Annotated in this window: 20 protein-coding genes; 4 read left to right on the forward strand and 16 right to left on the reverse strand. The window is 46.8% G+C overall.

Going from position 1 to position 24,161, the window contains the following annotated elements; translation table 11 throughout:
• Positions 1-136: 136 nt before the first annotated feature.
• Positions 137-1,483, reverse strand: a complete 1,347-nt coding sequence (locus L6442_RS19680; protein ID WP_212976751.1) for an amino acid permease — start codon at positions 1,481-1,483, stop codon at positions 137-139.
• Positions 1,484-1,700: 217 nt separating this feature from the next.
• Between L6442_RS19680 and L6442_RS19685 the strand changes: the two genes are divergently transcribed.
• Entirely contained in the window at positions 1,701-2,813 is a 1,113-nt protein-coding gene (locus tag L6442_RS19685; RefSeq protein WP_212976752.1) for a VanZ family protein, read from the forward strand.
• Positions 2,814-3,023: 210 nt separating this feature from the next.
• Here L6442_RS19685 and L6442_RS19690 read toward each other — a convergent pair whose 3' ends face one another.
• From L6442_RS19690 to fba, 10 genes are all read right to left on the reverse strand, one after another.
• Complete coding sequence (locus tag L6442_RS19690) at positions 3,024-4,043, reverse strand: Gfo/Idh/MocA family oxidoreductase (protein ID WP_212976753.1); 1,020 nt, start codon at positions 4,041-4,043, stop codon at positions 3,024-3,026.
• 32 nt (positions 4,044-4,075) lie between these two features.
• The gene (locus L6442_RS19695; protein ID WP_212976754.1) at positions 4,076-5,494 is read right to left on the reverse strand and encodes a sugar porter family MFS transporter; all 1,419 of its coding nucleotides are present in this window, start codon (positions 5,492-5,494) and stop codon (positions 4,076-4,078) included.
• A gap of 161 nt (positions 5,495-5,655) precedes the next feature.
• A complete protein-coding gene (gene iolG, locus L6442_RS19700; protein ID WP_237100001.1) occupies positions 5,656-6,654 on the reverse strand; it encodes an inositol 2-dehydrogenase in 999 nt (332 codons plus the stop codon).
• A gap of 95 nt (positions 6,655-6,749) precedes the next feature.
• Positions 6,750-8,666, reverse strand: coding sequence for a 3D-(3,5/4)-trihydroxycyclohexane-1,2-dione acylhydrolase (decyclizing) (iolD, locus tag L6442_RS19705; RefSeq protein WP_212976755.1), 1,917 nt, complete (start codon positions 8,664-8,666; stop codon positions 6,750-6,752).
• 272 nt (positions 8,667-8,938) lie between these two features.
• Positions 8,939-9,823 (reverse strand): myo-inosose-2 dehydratase, encoded by an 885-nt coding sequence (gene iolE, locus L6442_RS19710; RefSeq protein WP_212976756.1) that lies wholly within the window; start codon positions 9,821-9,823, stop codon positions 8,939-8,941.
• Between the two features lie 36 nt (positions 9,824-9,859).
• Complete coding sequence (gene iolC, locus L6442_RS19715) at positions 9,860-10,834, reverse strand: 5-dehydro-2-deoxygluconokinase (protein WP_212976757.1); 975 nt, start codon at positions 10,832-10,834, stop codon at positions 9,860-9,862.
• A 15-nt stretch (positions 10,835-10,849) separates the two neighbouring features.
• Positions 10,850-11,671: a 5-deoxy-glucuronate isomerase gene (iolB, locus tag L6442_RS19720; RefSeq protein ID WP_212976758.1), complete on the reverse strand. Its 822-nt coding sequence runs from the start codon at positions 11,669-11,671 to the stop codon at positions 10,850-10,852.
• 361 nt (positions 11,672-12,032) lie between these two features.
• The gene (locus L6442_RS19725; protein ID WP_212976759.1) at positions 12,033-13,487 is read right to left on the reverse strand and encodes a CoA-acylating methylmalonate-semialdehyde dehydrogenase; all 1,455 of its coding nucleotides are present in this window, start codon (positions 13,485-13,487) and stop codon (positions 12,033-12,035) included.
• 303 nt (positions 13,488-13,790) lie between these two features.
• Positions 13,791-14,180, reverse strand: a complete 390-nt coding sequence (locus L6442_RS19730) for a tautomerase family protein (protein ID WP_212976760.1) — start codon at positions 14,178-14,180, stop codon at positions 13,791-13,793.
• A gap of 25 nt (positions 14,181-14,205) precedes the next feature.
• Positions 14,206-15,075, reverse strand: a complete 870-nt coding sequence (fba, locus tag L6442_RS19735) for a class II fructose-1,6-bisphosphate aldolase (RefSeq protein ID WP_212976761.1) — start codon at positions 15,073-15,075, stop codon at positions 14,206-14,208.
• A 351-nt stretch (positions 15,076-15,426) separates the two neighbouring features.
• Here fba and L6442_RS19740 point away from each other — a divergent pair, with 351 nt between their 5' ends.
• Positions 15,427-16,182: a DeoR/GlpR family DNA-binding transcription regulator gene (locus L6442_RS19740; RefSeq protein WP_212976762.1), complete on the forward strand. Its 756-nt coding sequence runs from the start codon at positions 15,427-15,429 to the stop codon at positions 16,180-16,182.
• A 124-nt stretch (positions 16,183-16,306) separates the two neighbouring features.
• On the opposite strand, the gene L6442_RS19745 is transcribed toward L6442_RS19740, so the two are convergent.
• The 3 genes from L6442_RS19745 to L6442_RS19755 form a co-directional block, all read right to left on the reverse strand.
• Positions 16,307-16,450: an ABC transporter permease gene (locus L6442_RS19745; protein WP_272880270.1), complete on the reverse strand. Its 144-nt coding sequence runs from the start codon at positions 16,448-16,450 to the stop codon at positions 16,307-16,309.
• Positions 16,451-16,880: 430 nt separating this feature from the next.
• A complete protein-coding gene (locus tag L6442_RS19750) occupies positions 16,881-17,306 on the reverse strand; it encodes a hypothetical protein (RefSeq protein ID WP_212976763.1) in 426 nt (141 codons plus the stop codon).
• 308 nt (positions 17,307-17,614) lie between these two features.
• Positions 17,615-19,048: a serine hydrolase domain-containing protein gene (locus L6442_RS19755; RefSeq protein WP_212976764.1), complete on the reverse strand. Its 1,434-nt coding sequence runs from the start codon at positions 19,046-19,048 to the stop codon at positions 17,615-17,617.
• Positions 19,049-19,343: 295 nt separating this feature from the next.
• On the opposite strand from L6442_RS19755, the gene L6442_RS19760 reads away from it, so the two are divergent.
• On the forward strand, positions 19,344-20,585 hold the full coding sequence (locus L6442_RS19760) for an aminopeptidase (protein ID WP_212976765.1): 1,242 nt from the start codon (positions 19,344-19,346) through the stop codon (positions 20,583-20,585).
• A 188-nt stretch (positions 20,586-20,773) separates the two neighbouring features.
• On the opposite strand, the gene L6442_RS19765 is transcribed toward L6442_RS19760, so the two are convergent.
• Complete coding sequence (locus L6442_RS19765; RefSeq protein WP_212976766.1) at positions 20,774-21,559, reverse strand: exodeoxyribonuclease III; 786 nt, start codon at positions 21,557-21,559, stop codon at positions 20,774-20,776.
• 267 nt (positions 21,560-21,826) lie between these two features.
• On the opposite strand from L6442_RS19765, the gene L6442_RS19770 reads away from it, so the two are divergent.
• Positions 21,827-22,984, forward strand: coding sequence for an MFS transporter (locus L6442_RS19770; RefSeq protein WP_212976767.1), 1,158 nt, complete (start codon positions 21,827-21,829; stop codon positions 22,982-22,984).
• Positions 22,985-23,154: 170 nt separating this feature from the next.
• Here the strand turns inward: L6442_RS19770 and L6442_RS19775 are convergent, their stop codons facing one another.
• Positions 23,155-24,117, reverse strand: a complete 963-nt coding sequence (locus L6442_RS19775) for a phosphotransferase family protein (RefSeq protein ID WP_212976768.1) — start codon at positions 24,115-24,117, stop codon at positions 23,155-23,157.
• Between the last annotated feature and the right edge of the window lie 44 nt (positions 24,118-24,161).

A 24,161-nucleotide genomic window follows, 5' to 3' on the forward strand; every position in this document is an offset into this window, starting at 1 on the left:
CCTAACCTGCGAGGTGCTTCACCCGCACATCCGTTCGTTTGTTATGAATATACATCCAAATGGAAAAAATGTCAATGTTTCCAGAAACATTCGTTCCCATATTGACGAATTTCCACATACTAATTCCGCATTTTCTTTATGCTCTCCGCTGCCCTCGGAACCTGATAAAGGACCAGACGATAAGCACCAGCAGTACAGCCAGGCAAATCCCGATACTCAAACGGTTCTGCTGGTCAAACAGGAACATTACCGCAATAACGGACAGACACAAGATAACGGCACCCGTTACATAGGGATATCCCCATACCTTGAAAGCCGGTTTGACCGGATACTTCCCGCGCAGCTTCAATTGGGATAAAGCGATGCAAATCCAAACCAGCATCACGACGAACCCCGGTACAGCCATCAACACCCGGAATAGCTGGTCCTGCGCAAAAAATCCAAGCAGGGCGCCTGCAAGCAAAATCACTGCGCATAAATACAAGGTATACACCGGACTGCCCTTCCGGTTTGTCTTAGCTAAAGCTTGAGGCGCTTCCCCTGCCGCAGCCATCGAGAACAACATGCGCGATGCGCCGTAAATTCCCGAGTTTGCAGCCGATAGCACGGCCGTAACGAGGATGAAATTCATGATGTGAGCCGCGCCCGAAAGCCCCGTAGACGATAGCACCTGCACAAACGGACTGCTTTCCGGCCCTACTTCGTTCCAAGGAATCAGTCCGCAAATCACGAGAATCGGCAGCGTAAAAAACAAAATGATTCTTAAAATAAAATTGCCAACCACCTTGGGCAAAATGCGCTCCGCATTTTCCGTTTCGGTCAGCGTGAGCCCGATCAACTCCGAGCCCCCATAAGAAAACATAACGACCAGCATCGCCGAAAAAACGGATGTCCAGCCATTCGGCAAAAAGCCTCCCGATTTCGTGAAGTTCTCCAGATAAGGCGTATGTTCGCTCGGTATAATGCCAAAGATCAGGCCAGCCCCAAGCGCGATAAAAATGATGATCATGGCAATCTTGATCCCGGCCAGCCAAAATTCAAACTCGCCAAATGTGCCCACGCTGAGCAAATTAATAAGAATAATAAAAGCCGCGCTGGCCAAACTTAGCGCCCATAACGGAACTGCCGGAAACCAGTATTGCAGGAAGCTGCCAGCCGCAATAATCTCTATGATGCACACAGACAGCCACATGAAGCAATACATCCAGCCCATCACAAAGGAAACCTTCTCCCCGAATGCTTCACGCACAAAATCCTTCATATTCCGGTTCGGATAAACCGTCGCCATTTCCGCCATGGCGGCCATCACGACCAAGAGCAGCAATCCGGCAATAATATAGGAAATAACGACGCCCGGTCCGGCAAGACCAATCGTTTCCGCGCTGCCTTTAAAAATCCCTGTCCCAATAACGCCGCCCATAGCCATAAAACTAATGTGTCTGGGCTTTAATTTTTTTTGCAACTTTCCCTCTGCTTGTCCCATCCATGTCCCCCTGATGCGAAAATCTTGTCTAATGACTGAGTAAATGGTTGATGCTTGTACAGTATAACCTATTATGCCGATACGTGAATATAAAGCATGCCTTTCTGAAGAAAAATTTAAGAATAATTTAAACCAGATTATACCCTGTTTGTGTTATGATCATATTCGACTGCCATAGACAGCCAAACAACAATGATTACAAGGATGCGATAACCTGATGCTTCATTCCTATCTTTTCCCCATTTCCTACGCCTTTATGGCTTTTCCTTTTGCGGCGTTTCTATTCACGCTGCCTTTTATGATCATTCAATATCGCAAATATGGATACATCAATAAAGTCCGGGCCTTTATGCTGTACCTGTTTCTATTGTATGTGATGAATGCATTTTTCCTCGTCATTTTGCCTTTGCCGTCATCAAGACATAACGCCGCTTTGGCGTCGGGGGCCTTGCAGCTTATTCCACTGAATTTTGTTAATGATATTCTAAGAGAAACCTCCGTGGTCCCATCCCAGCCGTCAACTTACTTGCACCTGCTGAAAGAACGTGCTTTTCTCCAGGTTATTTTTAACATTCTGCTGACGGTTCCTTTCGGGATGATGCTCCGTTATTATTTCCGAACGGGCTGGGCGCGTGTCTTCGCTTTTTCGTTCCTGCTGTCCCTCTTTTTTGAGGTAACGCAGCTTACCGGCATTTACGGACTGTATGACCACCCTTACCGCGTATTTGACGTTGATGATTTGATCATGAACACGCTCGGAGGCATTTGCGGGTATTTGGCAGCCGAATGGTTGGCCAGATTTTTGCCCCGGATTGAAAAGCTTGACGAGCATGTCGATCTTACCACCAAAAGGGTCACCTACACCCGCAGAGCTATCGCATTTTTGATCGATTCCATCATCTGGCCCATTCTCGCCTCAATATGCCACTACCTGCATATCCCGGCTTCGTTTTGGGTCGCTACAGGCATATACTTTATGCTGATCCCCTGGTTGACAGATGGCGTGACGCCGGGAAAATGGATGGTGCGCATCCGTTTGACGAAAATGGGCGAAAGGATCTCGATAGCGGCTCTGTTCAAACGTTATGCTTTGCTTTACTGGGTCTTTTTCGGTTTGAATAGCCTTCTCGGCGCTTCGCTTGACAATCTTCCGGATATCTCGCGCGCTTTTCTGGGCATCGTGGTTTTCTTCCTGAATGCGTGGTTTTTCGTACATGTCGTGATCCGTATGTTCAGAAAAGATATTTTGTTTTATGAGAAATTAAGTAAAACCCATCATGTGATTTTGTGGAAAAACCCAACCGAGCAGGCAAAAAAAGAGTCTGAATAACTCTTTGGCAGCTACCATGATTTCACTAAAAAAGCACTTCCCCAATCATACTAAGGGCAGTGCTTTTTATGTGATTGCATTTTTTTATGGTTTGCAAAATCATACGTTACGCTACCCTGCTGCTTGGTCTTAACACGGTGGATGAAGTCTTTCAGTTCCTCTACGAAAGTGGTTTGCTTGTCCTTTCCTTTAGTTCAACTTATTTATTATTTAAATGTTAACTAGCTTACCTGTAGCTGCGGATTCTTTGCAAGCATCAGCAATAACCAATGCTCTAATACCATCTTCCATCGTGATGCTTCCTTGCTTCTTCTCCTGTACACGCTTAATGAAGTCCTTCTTCTCATCGAGGAAAGCTTGCATAAAACGCTCAGGGAAACCTTGCATACAAGGACGAACAACGCCTGCATCCGTAAATAATGTTACGAAGTTTTTCTCTGGCTCTTGAGCTACACGAATCCAACCATGAGAACCCATAATTTCTAATTCTACGTGGCTACCATGTGCTGCATGACGACCACCGATCAATGTCGCTACCATACCGTTAGCAAAACGTAACGTTGCTACACCCGTTTCGAATTCACCGATCCTCTCCAGATGCGGTGCAGCAATAGTATTGCCTAGAGACCATGTTTCAACAGGTTCCAAACCTGTAAACCAACGGATCAAGTCGATATCGTGGATACACATATCAACGAATACGCCGCCGCTGTCGTTATCTGTTGCAAACTTAGTGAAGCTTTCCATGCCGGAAATTGGGTCGATACCGTAAGCACGGATATAAATGATATCACCAATTTTACCTGCTTGCACAAGCTCTTTGGCCTGCTTATAGGAAGCATCATAACGCCTCATAAAACCTAGTTGGAATGTTAATTCAGGATGATCATTAACCGCCCGCTCCATCTCGCGTACACCTTCATCCAGACGCAAGCCTACAGGCTTTTCACAGAATACATGCTTACCTGCGTTCAAAGCATATACAGTCATTTCAGGGTGAAGTCCTGTTGGTGTAACGATAAATACAGCATCAATATCTTCGTTGTCAATCAACGCTTTATAGTCAGTGTATGTAGCTACACCGAAGTTTTGTTTAACATAGTCTAGTTGTGCTTGATCAAGCGCAAATACTGCCTTTACATCGGCTTCACCAATTTGCGTCACTAAGTGTTCCATATGCACCATGCCAAGACGGCCAAGACCAATGACGCCAACTTTTACTTTTTCCATTGTCAGTAGTCACTCCTTTTGCTTGCATTCATTTATATTGTTGTAACTTTCGCAACTGTCTCATCTTGTTTTGTTTCGCCGGAGAAGAAGGATTCAATTTCATCCAGCGTTTTTCCTTTCGTTTCTGGCAGCAACGTATTAACGATAATTAAACCAGCAACAGCACAGCCAGCAAAAATATAGAAAATCGCGTTGATTCCAATCGCTTCAAGCATTGGTGGGAACAAAAATCCTACAAGGAAATTCGCTGTCCATAATACAAAGGTGGCAATTCCCATAAAAGTACCGCGATGCTTGGCAGGGAAAATCTCAGAAATTAACAGCCATGTACAAGGTCCAACCGCACCTTGAAAGGCGAAAATATAGACAAAAATCAGCGCCAGTAACAAATACGGAGTAAAGCTCATACCTGCTAACAAATTCGATAAAATTCCGACAAGCACTAAAGAAGCAGCGCAAACGCTAAGCCCGATGCTATCCAGTTTCTTACGTCCCATCTTATCGACCACAATCATTCCAATCATCGCAGCGCCAACACAAATGACACCATTTAATACGTTAAACATTAGTGCTGACTGCTTGGAAAATCCGAAAGTCTCCATAATATTTGTGCTATAGTACATCATTGCGTTAATGCCGACGAATTGCTGAATAATCCCGAGCAGACATCCAATAAAAGCTACACGTATTGCCCAAGCAGGAATTTTGCTGCGTGTCTTGACCTCTTTACCTTGCTGTTGATTCATCTGCAATTCATGCAGTTCAGCAATTTGCGCTTTTCGATCCTCATCCTGCGAATAGATTGATTTAATAACTTCAACAGCTTTTTGCAGCTTGCCCTGCTTGACTAACCATTTCGGTGATTCGAACACTTTCGTCATACCGATAATCATCACTAGTGCTGGAAAAATAGCTACCCCCATCATAAGACGCCATGCATCACTATATTCGATCACACCATCTGCGCTAATGAACATACGCCCGAGTAACCAGTTAAGCAAAAAGGCTAAAAACTGACCGCTTACAATCATAACCTGATTGATAGAAACAACCCTTCCACGATGAGCAGAGGTTGAAATTTCCGCCAAATAGATGGGTACGATAGCCGATGCCGAACCAACTGCAAGACCTAAGAAGAATCTTGCACCAACTAAGAACCATGCACTAGGTGCTAATGCGCATCCGACAGCACCGATTAGAAATATCCAAGAGATGATGCGTAGTGTTTTCTTGCGCCCAATCTTATCACTAATGCCACCACCGAAGAGGGCACCGATTGCCGCACTTAATTCTAGTGCAGATGAGATAAGACCTTGCATCCATGAGTTAATATTCCAGCTATCCACCAAAAAACTCAGGCTTCCATTTACAACAGCCGTATTATGTCCAAATAACAATCCACCAAGCGTCACGATTAAGGCGATCAGCAGCACTTTGCTTTTACTCGCCATCGGTTCCTCCCCCCCCCGCAAAAAGCAACTTTGCAACATATGAATCTCTCATTGGACGAATCACTTCGCTCCTAAATAGCGGCAGCAGCAAGCTCAATAGATTGCATGTACACGCTGCTGACCGCCTAATACAAACACTTCCATATACTTATTACAGACAATTAGTCTGTCATCTTTTCTACTTTAACCGGCTTTCCGGAGACTAACGATTGCTGTGCTGCTTTCGCAACTTTAACTGCCATAATCGCATCGACGATTGTGCATACCACTTCTGCTCCATGTTGAATCGAATCAGCAAAGAAATTAGCTTCTGTCTCGTACGATTTCATATAGCGCTGCAAGAAGAAGTACTGCGGCTTCTCCGACTGAACTCCGTTATTCGACGTAAATACAGTGTTGTGGTCACAATGGTTCGCATTCTGAAGCATTCCTTCTGAGCCAAACACTTCTAGACGTTGATCATAACCATAAGCAGCCTGACGACTGTTATCAATTACCCCGATGGCACCGTTAGCGAATTTCAAAGTAGTAATTGCTGTGTCAATATCTCCGTATTCCGCATAGTCCGGATTAATGAGTCTAGCCCCATTTACATACACTTCTTCTATTTCACCAAACATGTTACGTGCCATATCGAAGTCATGAATTGCCATGTCCATAAATAATCCACCAGAATTTTTCACATAGTCCAGCCCAGGAGCTTCAGGGTCACGAGAGGTAATTTTTAGCACATGCGGTACGCCAATTTTATCAATTTGCCTTTTAATACTTAAAAAATCTTCATCAAAGCGACGATTAAAACCAAGCTGGAATATGATATTTCGCTTTTTCACTTCAGCATAGGCTTCCATAATTTTATCCAAGTCCGACCCAATTGGTTTTTCACACAAAATGTGCTTATTTGCCTGTGCAGCTTCCTTAATCATTTCTGGTTGTAACGACGCTGGCATACAGATAAGAACTGCATCCACCTCTTCATCACACAACACTTTTCGATAATCCTGAACATATTTAATGTTCGGATACTGCTGCTCAAAGTCTTCCGCTGGTCTGATGTCACAGACGTGCTTGATGGAATATCGTTTATTTTCAAGCAAATGTTTCAAATGGACTCGACCAATTCTGCCAAAACCAATCAATGATATTACAATTTTATTCATCAGTTACCTCTCCCCTTGTTAAAAACATGGAAAAAACGGCTTAACAGCGACTAGCATTCTATATTATCGCTTTCATTTTAATCTTGGGCGGCCAATTAATACTTTCTTGCTGTTTTACGCTTCTCTTGCTTCGCCGCATAAGCTTGCAAGACTTCGTTCCGTTTTGAGACAGAGGATACCCCGACATTCCACCAGCTACCCTCACAGTCTGCAGACATCGTTTTAGGCAGAACTTTGACATGGATCAGGGTCGATATGTTTTGCTTTTTCGCATCGGCTACGGCCGCTTCGAATTCTTCCATCGTATGTACTTCATACGATTTAGCCCCGTATGCTGCACCGACTGCGGCATAATTGATATTCATGATTTGCCCGTCGCTATCACGGAATTCTGTACCGAAATTATCGCAGCCATGGGCCAACTGCAAATTGTTAATACAGCCAAAACCGGCATTGTCGAACAAGACAATGTTAATCTTCTGTCTATATTGCAGCGACGTGACCAGTTCGGTATGGAGCATCAGGAAGCTTCCGTCGCCAAGCACCGCATATACCTCCTGATCCGGCGCCGCCAGTTTCACTCCAAGACTGCCGGCAATCTCGTAACCCATGCAGGAATAACCATATTCTAAATGATAGGTGTTTGGTTTCTTGACGTTCCACAACCGCTGCATATCGCCTGGGAGAGAACCGGCAGAGCCAACAATAATCGCATCGTCGTCAGCCAGATCGTTAAGCTTGATGAACACCTCAGTCTGGGACAGTTCCGTACCTAGCACCTCTGCATATTCATTCATCCGGGCTTGCGTGTAATGTCCTGCGATTTCAGGCGCAAAGTCCTGGCGGTTGAACCGAGTGGCTGCCAAGCGTTCCCTTTCCTTAAGCCACTCTTGCTTCGATGCCGCGATTTCCATGCCAAACGAAGACTTGTAACCTTTAAGTTCCGGCATCAGTTGCTCAATAACCTGTTTAGGATCAGCTACCACCTGAAGCGCATCCATTTTATATGCCTGACGGCGGTTGATATTGATATTGATAAACTTCGTTTGTTCAAAATTGAATAAAGTCTTTGAAGCGGTCGTAAAATCATCGTATTTCGTGCCCACCCCGATGATCAAATCTGCCGACTGCACAGCCTTATTGCCTGCGCTTGTACCATGCACGCCCAGACTCCCCAAGTCGTTCTCAAAATCATGTGTAATGGTTGATTTGCCGGAATGCGTGCTTACAAGCGGAATATTGCACTGCAAAGACCATTGCTCAAGCATAGGACCCGCTTCGGAGTATTTAGCGCCGTCGCCTATAATGATGACGGGACGTTTACTATCTTTTATCAGCGCCGCTGCCGCACCTATTTCCCGGGGAGTTGCGGGGCGGCGATCGAAATAATGCACGCGTTTATTAAAGAATTCCTCAGGATAGTCATAGGCCTCCGCTTCCGTATCCTGCGAGATGGAAATCGCAACCGGACCGGCAGCAGCCGGGTTCGTGAGCACTTCAAAAGCGCGGATCAGCGCACTCATAAGCTGCTCCGGGCGCTGCACTCGATCCCAATAACGAGTAACGGCGCGGAATGCATCGTTGGTGGTTAGGGCCTGACTCTGCTCATGCTCTATTTGTTGCAATACCGGATCCGGCTGACGGCTGGCAAAAGTATCCGCAGGCAGGAACAAAACCGGAATATTGTTAGCAAATGCCGTCGCCGATGCTACCAACATATTTGCCGATCCAGGTCCGGAGGAAGCCGTAACTGCATAAATTTTCTTGCGCAAGTTTTGCTTGGCGAAAGCGATTGCGGAATGAGCCATCCCCTGCTCGTTTTTCCCCTGAAAATTGCGCAAATGGCCGGGCTCCTCAGCTAAAGCTTGCCCGATACCCAGGACATTGCCGTGGCCGAAAATATGAAATACGCCTTCAACAAATGGCGTTTCTTCCCCATCCACGCTCACATATTGCGCATTTAAAAATTTGACCAATGCCTGCGCCGTCGTTAATCGGATTGTTTTGCTCATTCCCCACACTCCTAAACTTAATTTCATGTAACCGTATTCATATTTCAGAATCCACAATTCATAATTATGAACCACCGCTGAAGATGAATGAAGGTTTGAGCTCTATGGCTCAAGTGAGAAATTGGGCATTTCAACTATGAATAAAATGCCTTATGCGATACATATAGAATTTATAGGTTATCTAGCTGCGCTGATAAAATTCTATATCGCAAGAAAACTAACTTTTGAGTCGCCGTCGATCATCCTTGAAAGCATCGTTAGAGGTTTTCTTATTATAAATTCGTTACTTCACGAATATAGTTGCGCGCTTTTTGAGCATACAGGAATGGATTCGCTTTGGCGGGATCCTGCTCTGCTTCGACTACAATCCAGCCTTCATAACCGCTGGCATCGATCAGCTCCCAGATCGGACGGAAATCAATCATACCGTCGCCCGGCACAGTGAAGACCCCGTTTTTCACACCCTGCAAGAAACTCTGTTTCTCTACTTTAACTTGTTTTAAAACATCTTCACGGATATCCTTGAAGTGAATATGGAAAATGCGGTCTTGATATTTTTTGAAAAGCGCCACCGGATCTTCGCCGGAGAATACCAAATGTCCCGTGTCAAACAAAAGCGATACTTTTTCCGGATCCGTGTTTTGCATCAGGCGGTCAATTTCGGCCGTGGTTTGGACACCCGTGCCCATATGATGGTGATAAACGATACGCATGTCTTTCTCACGCGCCAGCGCGCCGAGTTTCTCCAAGCCTTCAGCGAGTCTGTTCCATTCTTCATCCGTAAAAACAGGTTTCTTGTCAATGACAGGTGTGTCCATCTGACCCTGAACGCTCTGGCCTTGTTCCGATACGACAATGACTTTGGCGCCCATTGCGTGTAAAAAATCACGATGCTTCATAAAAGCGGCCTCTGTCTCAGCATAAGGTTTCGTTGTCAAGAGCGCGCTGAACCAGGCACTGGCAACACATAGGCCTCGCGGCTCCAAATAGCTCTTCAGCACTTGCGGTTCACGGGGATACTTGTTACCAATTTCTGTGCCAGTAAAACCGGACAAAGCCATCTCACTGATACATTGCTCGAAAGAGTTCTCCGCACCAAGCTCCGGCATATCGTCATTTGTCCAAGCGATTGGTGCAATACCAAGTGTGATACTCATTGTGCGTACCTCCAAGTGTTGTTTGTAAAGGATGTATTAGCTGCCATAGGTTGCTGCTTGCTCGCTCATTATTTGTTCAATCGCCTCGATCGTTGGCATCGCTTCCGATGAGCTGTGTTTGCTGACAACAATCGCAGCGGCTGCGCTGCCATACTTCAGTGCATCTTCGACGCCTTTTCCAGCATGAAGCGCCGTAATAAAGGCCGCCGCATAGGAATCTCCGGCGCCAAACGTTTTTAGAACATTGGACTTATAAGCATATCCACGGGTCACTTTACCGTCTCGTTCGTAAGCGTAAGAACCTTCTACACCGTGCTTAATAACAATCAACTGAGGCGAATATTTAAACAGCTCGGCTACTGTCGCGTTATTGTCTCCACCTTGACGGTTTTCCAGCATATCGAATTCATCGCGGGTGCCAATAATAATATCAGCCTGACGCGCTGCAAGAGAATAGTAGATAGACACTTCTTCAGCGTTCGTCCACGTATATGGACGATAATCCAGTTCAAAAATCACACGGACTTCATTCGCTTTGGCGATGGCAATTGCCTTAAGTACAGCCTCCCGTGAAGGGCTTTTCGATAATGCCGTGCCGGAGACAACAAGATTGGTAGCTTGTTTGATATATTCAGCCGATACTTCTTCCGGACGCAAATACAGGTCGGCAACCTCGTCGCGATACATCAATATGCTGCATTCCTCTGGACTTTTGATTTCTGTAAACGTCAATCCGGATTTATGGCCTTCCTGGTCAATTACCATTCCGTCTGTATCCACACCGGCATCAGCCATATATCGCTTGATAAAATTTCCGTGCTGATCGTCCGGAATTTTGCCAATAAAACCGACGGACAACCCCAGCTTTGCCGCACCAATAACAATATTGGCTGGCGAACCGCCTACATATTTCGAAAATGTCATCGTTTCTTCCATCGGCCGGTTGTATTCAACTGCGTTTAAATCAATGCATGCCCGCCCAATTGCGATTACATCATATTTTTTTGCCATTTTATTCTTCTCCCCCTATGGACGCTCCGCGATCCATTCATGGTCTTTATCGTTGGTAAATTTCCAGACCTTTTTTGGTCCGGCCATAATGTTCAAATAATACGATTCATAACCGTCCGGCACACCCACAGGGTGGTAACCTTTAGGAACAATAACCATCTCTTCATCATATACGGCCATCGTTTCGTCAAGCAGGCGATCATCTGTATATACACGCTGCATAACATACCCTTGACGCGGATTGATTTCATGATAATAGGTTTCTTCAAGCATAGATTCATTCGGCAAATGATCCTGATCATGCTTATGGGGCGGATAGCTGGACCAATTAGCGCTATCGGTGAACACTTCGACTACAAGCAGCTTATCAGATATTGGGCTTTGATCATCTAATATGTTGTGTACAAGCCGCTGGTTATGATGTTTCCCACGTGCTTCAATGCGATTATCACCTGCGGGGATCAGCGTCGTTTGGCGGGTCCGATCTTCCGAAGGGGCATATGCCAGCAGCACTTTTCCTTTTTGTTCACATGTAATACTTACCTTTTTGCCTACAGGTACATATACACTATCCGTCGGCACTTTCTCGAATACGCTTCTTCTCGTTCCCACATGGAAAAATTCCAGTTCGCCGTCAGTAATCGAATGCTTGCCTGTCAGCGCCACCATACATAGCTCATGAGAGTTTAGTTCCAGCTCAATCTTCGCGCCTTCCGCCAGCGCGTACATCTGGGCCTCAATAAACTTAAGCGGCGCATTTTCTTTGGTAATGTGATGGAGCAAAGTTACTCCAACACTTACCTGATAACGAATTGGCGATCTTTTGAGTTGTACCATATTTGTCGCACGCTTCCTTTATTAATGAAATAGAAGGCTCAATACTGAAATTAGTTCTTGACATTATTTCGATATAGCCGCTTCGGTTACGGATCGTTCTTCCGATCGCTGCCCGCCTCCAAATTTCTTGATTTTGTTTTTTTTAAAAGGTAGATATTCGGAGACAGCGTATGCTTCCGATGCTAGCTTTCCTTCGGAAAGCTTTTAGGCGAACGCTGCCGCTTCGTAAGAATCGATTCCGTTCCCTCCGCTACTTTCGCTTTTTTTGTTAAGCATTACTCATAATGTTAATCCAAATAGACCATATAATTTGCGATATGAAGCAATCGTGTAGAATATTCTTCTTTTTTTGTTCAAGATGCTAGATGTTGTTTTCTCCGTAACGCGCCGTTACAACTTTTCTTCTAGTGTAGAACTCTACGCTATCTTTGCCGTTGCAGTGCAGATCCCCGTAGAAGGAATCCTTGTATCCCGAGAAAGCGAAAAATGCCATAGGTGCCGGAACGCCGAGATTAACACCAAGCATACCTGCATCGATATGTTCACGGAAGTAGCGAATTGCACTTGCATTGTTCGTGAATAGACATGCTCCGTTGGCAAACGGAGATTTATTCGCAAGTTCTACTCCCTCCTTCACATCTTGGATGCGAATGACAGACAACACCGGAGCGAAAAGCTCTTCTTTCCACAATATCATCTCAGTCGTTACATTTTCGAAGATTGTCGGGCCGACAAAGTAACCTTTTTCCGGAATGCCTGTACGTCCATCTAATGTCAACTTGGCGCCTTCGGCAACACCTTGCTCAATATAGCGGAATGTTCTGTCTTTGTTTTCTTGACGAATTACTGGACCCAGGAATGTTTCTTGATCAAGTCCGTTGCCGATCTTAATCTCTTTAGCCGCTTTGACCAGCTTAGCCATAAACTCGTCATAGATCGCATCTTCTACCGTCAATACCGCACAGGCCATGCAGCGCTCGCCCGCCGAACCAAAGGCAGCCCCAATAATGTTTTGAACCGCTTCCTCCTGGTTCGCATCCCTCAATACGATGGTATGGTTCTTCGCGCCTGTAAGGGACTGCACACGTTTCAGGTTCTTCGTGCCTTCTCGGTACACATACTCGCCTACCGGCTTCGAGCCGACGAAGGAAATCGCTTTGACTTTCTTATGCTGAAGCAGTCCATTCACGACATCGTGAGCGCCGTAAACAATATTCAATACGCCTGCAGGCAATCCGGCTTCCGCAAACAGCTCCACGATTTTCTGCGCAAGCAGCGGGGTTTTCTCCGAAGGCTTCAGTACAAAGGTGTTTCCAAGCGCAATAGCCATCGGGAACATCCAGCACGGTACCATCATCGGGAAGTTGAAAGGAGCGATGCCTCCGATGACCCCGATCGGATATTTATAATTCGTTGCTTCAACGTCAGTGGCAATCGACGAAAGCGAATCTCCCATCATCAGACTCGGTGCTCCTGCCGCGAACTCCACATTCTCGATTCCGCGCTGCACTTCGCCAAGCGCTTCGAACAGAGCCTTGCCGTTTTCCTTCGTAATCAGCTCCGCCAGTTCTTGCTTATGCTGAATCAACAACTGTTGATATTTGAACAATATACGTGCACGGCGCGGAACAGCGACTTTACTCCAAGTCTGGAACGCTGCATCTGCTGCAAGCACCGCTTGCTCAAGATCTTCTTTCGTGGACAAAGGGACTTCGCATAACACTTCTTCTGTTGCTGGGTTGTAAGCGTATTCATATTGGGAAGTCGTGCTTTCAACCCATTGACCGTTAATGTAATTTTTCATTTTTCTACTCATCAATGGTATCCTCCTCTTTGTTAACCCTCTATCAACATACTACCCTCAGTTGATCATAAGGTCAACATCATTCGCAAATTTTATTGTTAACTTTATGTAAGATAACAATTATACACCCATTTAATAACCATAATATAATCAATATATTTAAATTTAGATATAAACTTACCCAACAACGCAATTGCACTATGCATCTCAATCGATAGGTACCACCCTTCGACCGGATTTTGGACATATTCTAATCGTAATTGCACCATCAATAGCAATCCATAAAATATTCGACAAAAAGGGGCCGGGTGACATCTACAGCTTGCCTGTAATAAATTGCGCTTCTCCCCGCCCAAAGCTCCAGTCGGCATTGGTATTCTCCGTGATCGTTACCATCAGATCGTCAGAGGATATACCGCATCGCTCCTTTAACCTTTCAGCAAGCAGCCTATACAACCTCTCCTTCTGCTGCTGCGTCTTCTGCTTTGTCGTCACGCTAAGGACGACCAACTGATCGGAACGCTTGAATCCGAGTCCCGTATCTTCAATTACAAATTCCCCCGGGGGGTGCTGATGGACGATTTGATAGCGGTCATTCTCTGGTACACCGAACGCTTCTACCATCGCTTCATGCGCTGTATCAAGCAGCTTCATGAGGCCGGCCTGATCACGTCCTTGAATTAAATCAAATCTCAGTAATGGCATCTTTTATCTTCCTTTCTTTAGGCAATTAGCGGTTACCGCAAAAAGCCTTGCCTGCGGAACCGAATTCGCGGATTTTACCGCGAACAGTTTCCTTAATTGCCGCCGTTCCAGGTGTCAGGATCGAGCGGGGATCGTAAAGTGCTGGGTTGGCCTCCAGCGTACGCCGTACTGCGGCAGTCCATGCCTGTATACATTCTGTATTGATATTGATTTTGGCATGGCCAAGCTTGATGGAGCGTTGGAGCTGGTCATATGGAATGCCTGAAGCGCCATGCAGCACAAGCGGAATCCCGACAAGCTTCGAGATTTGCTCCATTTCGGCAAACCCGAGCACCGGTTCCCCTTGGTAAGGTCCATGGACAGAACCTAGAGCCGCAGCCAGGGCATCAACACCCGTTTCCTTCACAAGAGCAGCACATTCCTCGGGATCCGCATAACGAATTCCACCAATCAAGCCATCTTCCATCCCCCCAACCGTCCCAACTTCTGCTTCCACAGACACGCCATAGGCGTGTGCATAAGCTGTCACTTCGCTCGTCATGGCTATATTTTCGGCAATCGGATGGTGGGAGCCATCGATCATAACGGAACTGAACCCCGCGTCAATGGCCCTTTTGCAGTTATCCACGCTTTGCCCATGATCAAGGTGAAGCGCAACAGGAACTGTGATTCCCATTTCCTGCACGCTTTCCCGCATCATCGCCGCGATGACAGAATAACCGCCCAAAAATGGTACCAAACGATCGGAGGCTGCCAATATTATCGGGGACTCCTCTTCTTCGGCTGCTTCCAATATCCCTTGCGCCCATTGCAGCCCGTTCAAATTAAACTGTCCGACAGCATAATGCCCATCCATGGCAATTTGCAGCATCTCTTTCATCGATACCAAAATCATCTCTAAACAACTCCTCTTGATAGGTTGCCGTTCGAATGGTCATATTCAACGCAAATCCCTCCTTGCCGGCAATAAACAACAGCAAAAAACTGTTGTATTTTTGAAATGTTATGGATAACTATTGGTTATATTTTAATGCGTGTTTTTGTTATTTTCAAGATAAAATTGTTAACTGTTTAGAACATATATGCAAATATTCACTGCAAAATAGGTTTAAACCTGAATGAAGTTACCCAATTATCAGTATATATGTGGGCAAAGTTTATATATTCATTTAAGTTTGTATATCAGTTTGTGAGTGGTTGTGATAAAATAAATCATTAGATAAGTATAATCGAAGGAGAATTTAGTATGAAGATACAGAGATTAGAAGATATAGAAAAGTTGGTCATGGAACGGGAACATGTGACTATTCAGGATCTATGCTCCATCTTTAAAGTCTCCATTAATACGATACGCCGGGATGTCGATACCTTGGTAAAGCGCGGCTCGATTGAAAAAGTGTACGGGGGAGTGCGCGCAAAGAAAACCTCAACGCTGATTTCATTTGAACAACGGGACACAATGCAACATGAGCAGAAAAAGGCCATCGGAAAGCTGGCAAGCAGCTTAATTGAACCCAATGACATCATTTTTATCGATTCTGGTACGACCACGTCGCAAATCATGCCGTATCTTGATCCGAACATTACATGCACGATCTTTACTAACAACTTTGATGTCATCCATGCTTGCACGCAGATGCCCAATGTTAGGCTCTTTGTCATCGGTTCACTCTACCAGGGCAATACCCGTTCGTTCGTGAATGTGGACGGCGACCCCCACGGTCACCGCTTCAACATTAATAAGGCGTTTATGGCAGCCACAGGCGTAACCACCGCTAGCGGACTAACCAACAGCAATCCGCTTGAATACGAAATTAAACATTCGATCTGCGACAAAGCGCGGGAAATTATTCTGCTCGTAGATGGATCCAAGTTTGGCAAATCCACGTTGCTCACCTACTGGCCTCTAGACGGCGTATCTACGCTCATTACGTCAGATGATGTGCCAGAGGAATATGTAGAATATTGCACGGAACATGATATCAAGCTACTGACAGTATGACAGTATGAAGGCCTCAGCCATCAACATAAAAGCCTGCAATCCATTGGGATTGCAGGCTTTTATGTTGTCTTGCTTCTTTAACTTCATTCCTATCTCATTTAACATTACTCATATCTTAATTAACTTATTCATATCTCAGCGCCTCGATCGGATCCAGCTTGGCTGCTTTCCTGGCTGGAAACACGCCGAAAACGATGCCGATGCAAGCTGAAAAACCAACTGCCAGCAATACGGAATTTAGCGAAATCGCCGTTGTAATGCTCATCATATTGCCCACCAGCTTGGAGCCGCCGAACATAAAGTAAGCGTTTTCACTTTATCATTTAACGAAGAACCGCTTGAACATCCGCTAACCATGAGAATAACAAGCAATAAACATGTGAACATCATCCTGAATTTTATCATCGTTTTCGGCCTCCCATCGCGGCTGTATAGTACTGCAGATTATCACCACTCCTTTTAGACAATAGCTTGTTAAGTACATATGTCTGATTCGATATAAATAATACATATCATTTTTGAGATTTAACGTTTAGTCGCGATGCTTGCAGCTAAAGTCGTGAATTTCGCCGTGATTGATTCCATCCGGTCCGGCAGGTGCCGCAAACCTTCCAGTAACCGCGAAAAGCGGCGGATGGGAAGATGCGGCCTCCCTTCGGTTACGCCGGATTTGAAGTGTCGCATTTCTCCCGTTATCCCTAATGGCTGGAGCCAGCTTTTTTGATGTCGATTAAAACGAGCTGCTTTAATGACACCTCCCCTTCAATCGGTCTTTCCTCATATTTAAATTCAACCTGCTGGTCCGGTTCGATCGCATCCACAGCCTTTTTCAGATTTTCACCGAATTGAAAAGCCTGCGGCTCGCCGTCCACGATAATTTCGACAGTATGCGGGTCGGCAAGTCCGGTAAAGCTGCCTTTTCCTTGTTTGACCGCCACATCCTCTTTCTGAGGAGGGTCTTGCCGTTGCTGCGGTTCTTTCGATTCTTCCGCAGACTGCTCCGGCTGCTGAACAGCAGTCACCTCCTGCCCCTCCGCTTTTGGTTTGGCTCCGCATGCGGCAGTAGACAGCACAAGCAAAACAGCCAGCGCAATCAAGTTCATTTTCCATTGATTCCGATGCATGGCAGAAGTCCACCTCCCTATTGGTCTAACTTTATTCAGCTTGTCTATGTTTCATTCAGGGTAAACAGGAAAAATGCTTAATTATGCTTTACCCATGCGCGTCCATCATGAAAACAAAATAACCCCGCAAAGAGTATCGGAAAGAAGTAAGGGCGCCTCTCGAAGAGGGGCGCTTTTGCGGAGCAAAAGTACTGAGAGACGTGTAGCCTTTGAAGCTTATTCCGATTAATTTGCGGGGACTCCGGAACAAAAAAAAGCCCGCCGGAAGCTTCATCGGCTCCCAGCGGGATTAACCCCATATGATTGGTTCAGTTGGCTTTTCCTTGGATTATAACTGCTTCCGGCATCCCAAAAGACACATTGAATCTATCGTTTATGACGATTGTATCCCCCTTGAATTGGATCTCCATCGTGATGCAGAAAGGAGTTTCAATCCCGCGGATCGTTAATACCAGTTCGTCTTGCGATTTCCAAGTGAAGCTCGAAGCCAGGAGGCTTTCTTTGCCCCCAAACATATGCGATGGTCCTGTAATCCAGCTATGGCGTCCCAGAGTGATCTTTTCCTCCGTATTTCTTTTGAGCACTAGGCAGGCGGATTCTTTATCGAACTGAAGACGCATGCCCTGCAGCGAGTACTGGTTCTCCTCAAGTTCATAGCTTTTTCCATTGATTTGCGTTTCCAGTTCCGAAGCAGGTTCAAATTTAGGCATATCCAAATGCAGCTTGGCAAGACGTTCGTCCAGCTCAGCCGAGTATTCATCCACCTCTATGGGCTCAGGCAGAAACGCATCCAGCAGATGGTCCCACACATCATTGAGGATACCTTGCATATCTCCTGTGCCAGCGGTGATCGCGATAACGGCGTCCTGCTCCGGCATCACGATACAGAACTGGCCGAAAGCCCCGTCCCCGCGGTATACGCCATGGCGGCAGCGCCAAAATTGGTATCCGTAACCTTGCGACCAGTCGCTGTCACCGCCGTCCCCATTGGAAATCTGCTTGTTTGTGGCTTCCTGGATCCATTCTTCTTCAATGAGCCGTACGCCATGCCATACTCCTTTTTGCAAATACAGCTGGCCGAATTTCGCAATATCCTCCGTCTTAATGCTCAGGCCGTAACCACCGGTATTTATGCCGCGCGGGCAGGTTTCCCAAGTTGGACCTTCAATGCCAAGCGGTTCGAACAAACGGGGTTTTAAATAATCAAGCAAACGTTGTCCCGAAGCCTTCTGCAAAATAGCGGACAGCATATATGTAGCTCCGGTATTGTACAGAAAATGAGTGCCTGGTTCATGCGGAACAGGCAGCTGCAAAAAAGCTTTAACCCAATTCCCATCCTCCGCTTCATGAAGGGCATCCGTCGTATCCTTGTCGTGGCCGGTCCCCATCATGAGCAGATGACGGATTTGCATGGCCGCAAGATGATCCGGTACTTCCACAGGCAAGTCTTCCGGAAAAAATGAGATAACCGTGTCATCAAGCGTTAAAATGCCTTCATGTAGAGCCATGCCGATGGCCGTCGAAGTGAAGCTCTTGCTTAGCGAGAAAAGCATATGCGGGAGTTCCGGCCCGTAAGGAGCCCACCAGCCATCCGCCGCCACCTGGCCATGTCGAAGAAGCATAAAGCTGTGCATCTCGATTTGATGCGCTTTCAAATGATCCAGAAATTCGATTACTTTTTGCGATGATATCCCTAATGCTTCCGTATTTTTTCGCGGCAGCGATCTTTCTGTCTGTTGCATGAATTACTTCTCTCCTTTGCGTCAGTATTTCACATCATCACTTTGGACTCATGAACTAAAATAATACGGCCAATCATTACCATTATATATTCTCGGTGAGCAGTATCATATAACAAATAATATGGATGTCATACGGGCATTTCTGATTGACGTCTAGATCAGCAGTCGATCATATTCGGCACATACGTTAATCCATAGGGCGCGATTTGCAATTCCGTGATCAGCAATTCGGAGTATAATAGGAGATGTGCTTTTCAAGAGACAAGATTCGAATCATACTGGAGGATGCAATGCGATGAAGGATTTCAACCACATGCTAGAAAAATACGCCGAGCTTGTCATCAAGATAGGCGTCAACATTCAGCCCGGTCAGGTTCTGCTCGTGCAGGCGCCTTTGGAAACCGTGGATTTCACCCGAAAAGTCGTTGCCAAAGCCTATGAATCCGGAGCCAAATTCGTGCAGGTAGATTGGGATGATGAGAAAGTCACCCGTATCCGCTACGAAAAAGCCGCGGACGACTCGTTCGGCTATTATCCAAAGTGGCAGGCCGACATGATGGAGCAGCTTGCCGAAAGCGGTGGTGCGGTATTACATATCAAAGTGCCTGATCCGGAGCTGTTCCGCGGCATCGACTCTTCCAAAGTATCCACAGCCGTGAAAGCGGCTGCGGTTGCCCGCGAGAAATATCAGGCCTATGTACGCAGCAATAAAGTTACCTGGTCGCTGATCAAAGCCCCGACCAAAGCTTGGGCAGACAAGGTGTTCGCCGACCTGCCGGAGGATGCGCGCGTTCCCGCCATGTGGGAGGCCGTGTTCCAAATGAACCGCGTCACTGCGGACAATGATCCGGTTGCCGCTTGGCAGGATCATATCCGTACGCTAAAGGAAAAACAGGAGTACATGAACAACAAACGTTACAAAGCGCTGCACTACCGCGCCCCGGGAACCGATTTGCATGTCGAAATGCCTGAAGGATACCTGTGGCTTGGGGGCGGAGATCATAATGAAGCAGGAAACTACTTTGTCGCCAACATGCCGACAGAGGAAATCTATACGATGCCGCATCGGACCGGCGTGAACGGAACCGTCGCCAGCACATTCCCGCTCAACTTGAACGGCCGCCTGGTCGAAGGCATCAGGCTGACTTTTAAGGACGGCAAGGTCGTGGAATACGATGCGGATTCAGGCCGCGAGCATTTGACGTCTCTGTTCGAAACGGACGAAGGCGCGTCGTATCTCGGCGAAATGGCCCTTGTGCCATATGACTCGCCGATTTCGAAAATGAAGCGCGTATTTTTCAACACCGGCATCGACGAAAACGCCTCCTGCCATTTCGCTCTCGGCAGCTCCTATCCCGTGAACATCGAAGGCGGTACCAAGCTCAGCAAGGAAGAACTGCTGGCGCGCGGCGCCAACGTCAGCCTGACGCATGTCGATTTCATGGTTGGCTCCGAGGAGCTGGAGATCGACGGCGAACTGCCGGACGGCACGATTGAGCCGGTATTCCGCAACGGAGTTTGGGTAACCCGGGATTAAAGAGCCGCCGGAAAGCCTGGACATTGGCGGCGCCAATTTTCCCCATGACGGCTTTCGCGGTTCGGCGATCCGGCGTTTCTTTCGTTCGTCACGCGCCTAGCTTCAAAAAATAAAAGGCAGCCCAGTCGCATGATGCGTCTGGGTTGCCTTTTTTCATAATCATTGAAGTCAAAAATCCTTCTATTCGATCAGCTTTCACAGCCGATTTGCGCCAGCTTGGCTTCGTCGATCTCCAAAATAACCGGACAGTGGTCGCTGCCCATCACCCCGGCATCGATCCGCGCATCGGTCAGCGCAGGAACAAGCCGCTCCGAGACAAGAAAGTAATCGATCCGCCAGCCGATATTCCGCTCCCTGACCTTCGGCATAAACGACCACCACGTAAACGCGTCGTCACGGTCCGGATAAAAATGCCGGAACGAGTCCACGAAACCGGCATCCAGCAGCTCAGTCATTTTGCCCCGCTCCTCATCCGTGAACCCGGAATTGCCCATGTTCGACTTCCAGTTTTTCAGATCGATTTCCTGATGGGCGACGTTCATGTCCCCGCATATAATGACCGGCTTCTTGGCATCAAGCGATAACACGTAACTGCGGAAACGTTCCTCCCACTCCATCCGCAGCGGCAGCCGCGACAAATCTCTTCTGGCGTTCGGCGTATACACGTTAACGAGATATAAATGCTCGAACTCCAGCGTGACAATCCGCCCTTCCGCTTCTGCGTTTTCCTCCATGCCGTAATAAACGGACAAAGGATTTAATTTAGAGAACACTGCGGTACCGGAATAACCTTTTTTCTCGGCATAATTCCAAAACTGCCCATATTCCTCCCCGTAATCGAGGCAAATTTGCCCTTCTTGCAGCTTCGTTTCCTGCACACAGAAAATATCTGCGTCGGTCTCCTTGAAGTAATCGTTAAACCCTTTATTTACGCAGGCCCGCAGGCCGTTGACGTTCCATGATACTAGCTTCATCCGCGACTCTCCTTACCGCTATCCATCTCGGGATTTTTGCAAAAGCTTAAACTATCAACATTCTTTTGATAGTTTACCATAAAAGGAACAAGTCGTCCTTCTATGCAGGATAGTCAATATAGAAATGGCAGGAACGGGGCAAAACATGGCATTACTCATGGAATTTTATCTGCCCGAGGGCCTTCACTTATGTTAAAATAGCAAGACTGCGGCTTCATAGGAGTATTTTGCAGAAACTTTAAAAATGTAAAGAAGGATAGAACAAAAATGAGATCTTCGTTTACCGTTAAATCGTTTAATTTTCTCTTTTTTGCCCTCTTGTCGATGTTTATTCCCTTTCTGCCTCTTTATTTCAGCGATCAAGGACTGAATGAGACACAAATCGGGACCATCATCGGCATCGGCGGGTTCATCACCCTCATAGCTCAGCCGCTGTGGGGCATGATCAGCGACCGGATGCGGACCATCCGCAAAGTCCTTTTGTTTCTTGTGATATGTTCTACTGCCACGGGCTACCTGCTGTACAGCTCTAACAGCTACGCTCTCATTATGCTGTTCGTCATGCTGACGTACTTCTTTCTGATGCCGGTCGACCCGCTGATTGAGAGTTTGAATTTCCGCGTGGCCGAATCCGAGGGAATCAGTTACGGGTCATTGCGGACGTTTGGCGCATTGGGTTATGCGGTGATGTCGCTGGCTGCTGGCTTTTTGATGACCGAATACGGCTCCCGCAGCTTGGGATATACGTTTGCCGCACTTGGCGTCATCAGCCTGATCGTGACCTTCTTAATGCCTGACGCGCCGGTATCGGGAAAGCCGGTAACGATGCAAAGCCTGAAAAACTTCTTGAGCAATAAAGAAACGCTTCTGTTTCTCGTTCTTGTGTTTATCAGTTCCATTCCGGCAAGAATGAATGACACCTATCTAGGCATTTATATCAAAGATTTGGGAGGAAAACCCGATCTTCTGGGACTCGCATGGTTCCTGGCGGCAGGAAGCGAAATCTTGGTGTTCTCCTTAAGTTTCTGGTGGCTGCGCAAAAATAAAGAGCTGGCTATCATCGCTTTTGCGGGAGCGTTTTATTTTATCCGTTTCTTCATTTCCGCCTGGATCAAAGATCCGAATTGGCTTGCTTATATCCAGCTTCTGCAGCTGTTTACGTTCCCGGTGTTCTATACCGCCGCGATCCAATATCTGTATAGCATCGTGCCTGTGGAATGGAGAGCTACAGGGCAAACCGTGCTTGCGCTGCTTTTCTTCGGGGTATCCGGCATTATTGCTTCCTTCGCAGGCGGCGCGCTGTATCAAGCTTTCGGAGGGCATGTGATGTACCTGTCCATTTCTGTCATGTCGCTCATCGGCGCGCTGTTTGGAGTGCTGCTCTACCGCATGTACGGGCGAAAAAAAGCAGGCGAAGCATCATAAACTCCAATTTCGACGGCAAAAGTATTTATGAAATTCACATCACCCAATGATACCTACTATATCAGAATAACGGCCGCTCCCGGATGTTCCAGTGAGCAGCCGTTTTTTTGCATATTCAAAATGTACTGCCTGTCCGCCATTTTCCAACGCAGCCATGTTCCCCATTCCCGTTAAGACTTGAAACGTGCCCACCCTGCCGCCGCATTTTCATGAGCCCATTTCAAATGATCAGGATTCCCGTATTGGCGCGAATAACATTCGATGACATACAGCAGATCCATATAAAAATTGTATAGCTTCCGGCGCTGCAGTTCATTGGGACTGTCAAACCTCTGGCCGTATCCTTGGTAAAAAGCTTCCGAGTTCTCCATATGGCTAAAATAAAATTCAAACAACGGATCTCCCCAAAACGCCCGCTCCCAATCAATGATGGCATTCACATGCCCTTCCTTGACAAATACATTCCCGTTCCACAGATCCCAATGCAAAAGCCGGGGCTCCAGGGCAACATCGAGACATTGCAGCTGCATATCCACCTCTTCTTCGATCGCTTCGTAAGGAGCCGGAAGAACGACGCCGAGTTCGCGGCCATCCGCCAGCAAATTGGACATCATCGCGGCGAATGCCTCACGCCAAGTATCATATGAATTCCCCCCATCTTCAAAAAAAACGCCGAATCGCCTGCCCTGAATTTCATTGATCTGCCTGTTATAACTCCCCATTTCGTATTCGATCTGCTCCCGTTCCCTCTCGGACATGGCATCCCGGATCAGGTTATACGGCTCTCCTTCCATTTTCTCCATCAAAAAATATTCACTCGGGACCAGATCGAAACTGGCGTTATACGCATACACCTCAGGAACAGGCAAAACACCCTGACTCCGGAGAAACCGCAATATCCCCACTTCGCTTTTCATCGTGTTCTTCTCGCAGGTTAACGTCACGACGCCGGCCTCGGGAGCCACCTTTAAAATGACGTTGTTTCCGCTGCTGAGCGCTAGATCATAAGCCGTATTAAACCAACCGTTATGCAATTCCGTCTGCTGCAGGATAACGGTATCGCTGCCAAAATGCTTGGCAATAATCGCTTGAAGCTGTTTCCCGTTTAATTTCGCTTTCGTTTGGCTTTCCATCACGCACCGCCGTTTTCATTTTATTTGCTCCTTACTCTTTCCTC

Origin of the sequence: Paenibacillus azoreducens (assembly GCF_021654775.1) — a bacterium.
Classification (GTDB): Bacteria; Bacillota; Bacilli; order Paenibacillales; family Paenibacillaceae; genus Paenibacillus_AQ; species Paenibacillus_AQ azoreducens.

What these genes read in the sequence shown, in the direction of transcription:
- L6442_RS19680 (WP_212976751.1), bottom strand. Translation starts at nt 1,483, where the DNA reads ATGGGACAAGCAGAGGGAAAGTTGCAAAAAAAATTAAAGCCCAGACAC.
- L6442_RS19685 (WP_212976752.1), top strand. Translation starts at nt 1,701, where the DNA reads ATGCTTCATTCCTATCTTTTCCCCATTTCCTACGCCTTTATGGCTTTT.
- L6442_RS19690 (WP_212976753.1), bottom strand. Translation starts at nt 4,043, where the DNA reads ATGGAAAAAGTAAAAGTTGGCGTCATTGGTCTTGGCCGTCTTGGCATG.
- L6442_RS19695 (WP_212976754.1), bottom strand. Translation starts at nt 5,494, where the DNA reads ATGGCGAGTAAAAGCAAAGTGCTGCTGATCGCCTTAATCGTGACGCTT.
- iolG (WP_237100001.1), bottom strand. Translation starts at nt 6,654, where the DNA reads ATGAATAAAATTGTAATATCATTGATTGGTTTTGGCAGAATTGGTCGA.
- iolD (WP_212976755.1), bottom strand. Translation starts at nt 8,666, where the DNA reads ATGAGCAAAACAATCCGATTAACGACGGCGCAGGCATTGGTCAAATTT.
- iolE (WP_212976756.1), bottom strand. Translation starts at nt 9,823, where the DNA reads ATGAGTATCACACTTGGTATTGCACCAATCGCTTGGACAAATGACGAT.
- iolC (WP_212976757.1), bottom strand. Translation starts at nt 10,834, where the DNA reads ATGGCAAAAAAATATGATGTAATCGCAATTGGGCGGGCATGCATTGAT.
- iolB (WP_212976758.1), bottom strand. Translation starts at nt 11,671, where the DNA reads ATGGTACAACTCAAAAGATCGCCAATTCGTTATCAGGTAAGTGTTGGA.
- L6442_RS19725 (WP_212976759.1), bottom strand. Translation starts at nt 13,487, where the DNA reads ATGAGTAGAAAAATGAAAAATTACATTAACGGTCAATGGGTTGAAAGC.
- L6442_RS19730 (WP_212976760.1), bottom strand. Translation starts at nt 14,180, where the DNA reads ATGCCATTACTGAGATTTGATTTAATTCAAGGACGTGATCAGGCCGGC.
- fba (WP_212976761.1), bottom strand. Translation starts at nt 15,075, where the DNA reads ATGATTTTGGTATCGATGAAAGAGATGCTGCAAATTGCCATGGATGGG.
- L6442_RS19740 (WP_212976762.1), top strand. Translation starts at nt 15,427, where the DNA reads ATGAAGATACAGAGATTAGAAGATATAGAAAAGTTGGTCATGGAACGG.
- L6442_RS19745 (WP_272880270.1), bottom strand. Translation starts at nt 16,450, where the DNA reads ATGATGAGCATTACAACGGCGATTTCGCTAAATTCCGTATTGCTGGCA.
- L6442_RS19750 (WP_212976763.1), bottom strand. Translation starts at nt 17,306, where the DNA reads ATGCATCGGAATCAATGGAAAATGAACTTGATTGCGCTGGCTGTTTTG.
- L6442_RS19755 (WP_212976764.1), bottom strand. Translation starts at nt 19,048, where the DNA reads ATGCAACAGACAGAAAGATCGCTGCCGCGAAAAAATACGGAAGCATTA.
- L6442_RS19760 (WP_212976765.1), top strand. Translation starts at nt 19,344, where the DNA reads ATGAAGGATTTCAACCACATGCTAGAAAAATACGCCGAGCTTGTCATC.
- L6442_RS19765 (WP_212976766.1), bottom strand. Translation starts at nt 21,559, where the DNA reads ATGAAGCTAGTATCATGGAACGTCAACGGCCTGCGGGCCTGCGTAAAT.
- L6442_RS19770 (WP_212976767.1), top strand. Translation starts at nt 21,827, where the DNA reads ATGAGATCTTCGTTTACCGTTAAATCGTTTAATTTTCTCTTTTTTGCC.
- L6442_RS19775 (WP_212976768.1), bottom strand. Translation starts at nt 24,117, where the DNA reads ATGGAAAGCCAAACGAAAGCGAAATTAAACGGGAAACAGCTTCAAGCG.